General features: G+C 60.5%; 2 protein-coding genes. Both read left to right on the top strand.

The genetic code is table 11. The features are described 5' to 3' along the window. The first annotated feature begins 206 nt into the window (after positions 1–206). Positions 207–515, top strand: coding sequence for a type II toxin-antitoxin system HigB family toxin (locus ABD76_RS00140; protein WP_197253219.1), 309 nt, complete (start codon positions 207–209; stop codon positions 513–515). Further along, positions 512–755, top strand: a 244-nt coding sequence (locus ABD76_RS00145) for a helix-turn-helix domain-containing protein (RefSeq protein WP_197253221.1), incomplete at its 3' end; no start/stop codon positions are given. The genes ABD76_RS00140 and ABD76_RS00145, both read left to right, overlap by 4 nt.

Consider the following 755-nt stretch of genomic DNA (forward strand, 5'->3'; position numbering starts at 1 on the left):
TTTCGCCGCCCTGCGCGAGTCGCTGGGCGACGCGGTGATCTTCGACGGCCGCAACATCTACCCGCCCGAAGACGTGGAAGCGGCCGGCATCCGCTACTACGGCATCGGCCGCGGCCGCTCCGTCCAGCGGGGGTAGAGCGGGCCGGATCGCCCTGTGCGCCCTCGTCCAGGCTTGATAGGTCCCAAAATGGGACTATCATGGCGGCATGAGAGTGATCGCAGTAGGGACGCTGAAGGCTTTCTGGGAGAAACATGCTCAAGCGGAGCAGTCTCTGAGAGCCTGGTACGACGAGGCGAAGGCCGCGAACTGGATGACGCCACAGGACATCAAGGACGCCTACGCTTCGGCCAGTTTCATCAGGAACAACCGGGTCGTGTTCAACATCAAAGGCAACGACTACCGATTGGTCTTGGCGGTCGCTTACAGGGTCCGGGTCGTCTACATCAAATTCGTTGGCACCCATGCCGAGTACAACGATGTAGACGCAAGCAGCGTTGAGATGGTGTCGCCATGAATATCAGCCCAATCCATACCGATGCGGACTACCGCAAGGCCTTGCAGGCGATTTCCAGGCTCGTGGAAACCGATCCTGCCCCGGGGACTGCCGAGGGGGATTTTCTTGATGTCATGGGCACCCTGATCGAAGCTTACGAACAGAAGACGTTTTCGATCGAGGCTCCGGACCCGATCGAGGCCATCAAGTTCAGGATGGAGCAGGGAGGCCTGACCCCGCGCGACCTGGTGCCAAGCATCG

This window comes from Paenibacillus dendritiformis (assembly GCF_015845845.1).
In the GTDB taxonomy this organism is placed as follows: Bacteria; Bacillota; Bacilli; order Paenibacillales; family Paenibacillaceae; genus Paenibacillus_B; species Paenibacillus_B dendritiformis_C.